This window comes from Caulobacter sp. D5 (genome assembly GCF_003185805.1).
Taxonomy (GTDB): Bacteria; Pseudomonadota; Alphaproteobacteria; order Caulobacterales; family Caulobacteraceae; genus Caulobacter.
The window spans coordinates 1-2,289 of record NZ_QHJY01000507.1 but is presented as its reverse complement, the minus strand read 5'-3'; the positions used below and the strand labels follow the sequence as shown (position 1 = coordinate 2,289).

The 2,289-nt window shown below is 72.3% G+C and carries 3 protein-coding genes; all 3 read left to right on the top strand.

Annotated features, from left to right (window positions below; all coding sequences use genetic code 11):
• On the top strand, positions 1-202 hold a 202-nt coding region (locus DMC18_RS24480), incomplete at its 5' end, for a toxin-activating lysine-acyltransferase (RefSeq protein WP_146218209.1).
• Between the two features lie 12 nt (positions 203-214).
• Positions 215-808, top strand: coding sequence for a hypothetical protein (locus DMC18_RS26360; protein WP_110121439.1), 594 nt, complete (start codon positions 215-217; stop codon positions 806-808).
• On the top strand, positions 805-2,289 hold a 1,485-nt coding region (locus tag DMC18_RS24470), incomplete at its 3' end, for a TolC family outer membrane protein (protein WP_110133394.1). The genes DMC18_RS26360 and DMC18_RS24470, both read left to right, overlap by 4 nt.

Sequence of the window (2,289 nt, the reverse complement as noted above, 5' to 3'; positions counted from 1 at the left end):
CGCCAAGAAGCTGCGGGCCGACGAATGGCAGGCCGGCGATCGTCCCTGGCTGATCGAGCTGGTGGCCCCGTTCGGCGGCCAGGACGAGATCCTCGCCGACCTCGCCGCCAACGTCTTCCCCGGCCAGACCTTCAAGTTCCACACCGTCGGAACCGACGGCCAACGCCAGGTCGTCTCCTATCCCCTCCAGCCTCAAGCCTGAGTTCGTGTCGTCGTGCTGATCGCTTCCCTCGCCGCGGCGGGCGCCCTGGGTCTTTCCTGGCCCAGCCTGCCACAAGCCATCCCGTTCCCGACCGAAGGGATGCATCGGCGCGCCGGCTACAAGGTCAAGACCAAGGCCTATCACCTCAAGGGCTGGGAGATGCGTATCGAGCGCGACGGCTTCACGGGCCTGACCCGATGCCGGCTCTATGCGCCCTCGACCGTCTTTCAGGGGCGCATGACCTACGCCCGCGACGTGCTCGGCTTCCATCTGGGCGAGGATGTCGACGTGGGCGAGGCCTGGTACAGCATCGACGACAAGCCGCCCGTCGCCTGGCGCGACGACTTCCCGACCCTGGCGTCCCGGCGCGAGCCGCTGTCGACCGACAACCTGTTCAACCCGACCGGCGGCGTCGTGCTGATCCCGCACGACAAGCTGGACGGCGCACGCACCGTGACCATCCGCGCCGGTCGCGACCAGACGCCCAGGCGCTTTCGCCTGAAAGGGTTCGAGCGGGCCCTGGCGGCGGCGCGGGCCAATGGTTGCGGTGCTACGGACGGCGAAGCGGGGAGCGACGCGTTCCAGCGCGACGCCCTGACGCCGTGAGGCGGACCAGCCTCGCCGCGTTCGCTCTCTGCCTGATCGCGGCCACGCCCGCCGCCGGCCGGGCCGAGGATCTCGCCGACGCCCTGGCGCGGGCCTATCAGAGCAATCCCTCCCTGCAGAGCCAGCGCTACGAACTGCGCGCGCTCGACGAGGCCTATGTGCGGGCCCATGCGGGCGTGCGGCCGTCGGCCGAGCTGCGGCTGACCGGCGACTATGCGGACAACCGGTTCGGCGACGCGGCCCAGGCCCTGCGCCTGGTGGCTGATCCGACGGTCGGCCGCCGCCTGGAGACCAACCAGGGCGAGGCCACCGTGATCCTGGAGCAGCAGCTCTACAGCGGCGGCCAGGCCAGCGGCGCGATCGACGCGGCCGCCCTGCGCATCCGCGGCGGCCGCGCGGCCCTGCGGATCGCCGAGGGCGACCTGCTGCTGCAGGTGATCGCCGCCTATGCCGACGTCCGCCGCGACCGCCAGAGCCTGGAGGTTCGGCGCAACAACCTGGCGGCCCTGGAGCGGCAGCTGGACATCACCAAGGCCCGCCAGGAGGCGGGGGAGGTGACCCGCACGGACGTCGCCCAGGCCCAGGCCCAGCGCGAGGCCGCCCTGGCCCAGATCATGGCCGCCCAGGTGCAGCTGGAGGCCAGCCGGGCCAACTACGCCGCGCTGGTTGGCGAGAACCCCGGCGAACTCGATCCCGAGACCCCGCTGCCGCTGCTGCCTGGCGCGCTGGAGGAGGCCTTCGACCGCGCCGAGCGCGACAATCCCGATCTCGAACAGGTCCGCCTTACCGAGCGTGAAAGCCGCCTGCAGGCCCAGCTGGCCAAGACCGCCGCCCGGCCGACCGTGACCGCGCGGACCGCCTACGGGACGTCGGGCGAGTTCGCCCCGTTCTACAGCCAGAACCAGGACAGCGCCTGGACCGCCACCATCGCGGTCAGCAAGCCGCTGTTCGCCGGCGGAGCCTACCAGGCCTCCTACCGCGAGGCGCTGAACCGCAACGGCGCCGACCTGCTGCGGGTCGAGGCCGCGCGCCGCCAGGTGATCCAGAACGTGCTGTCGGCCTGGAACCAGGCTGCGGCCGGGCGGGCCAACATCAAGGTCCAGCTCGCCCAGGTGAAGGCCGCCGAGATCGCCTTCGACGGCATGAGCGAGGAATTCAGGGTCGGCCAGCGCTCGACGCTCGACGTGCTGGTGGCCGAGCAGACCCTGCGCGAGGCGCAGCTGTCCCTGCTGGCGTCGCGCCGCGACGCCTTTGTCGCCGAGGCCGCCCTGTTGCGCCAGCTGGGGTTGCTGGAGATGGGCGTGCTGACCACCGGCGTGCGGCTCTACGATCCGTCGGCCCACCTGCGCGAGGTGCGGGGCAAGGGCGCCGTGCCGTGGGAGGGCCTGCTTGTGGCGCTGGATCGCGCGGGACGCGGCGGGCTCGATCCGCTGCCCCTGACCCGGGCGGGCGGCGGGCAGGCCGACTTCGCGCCGGCCGCG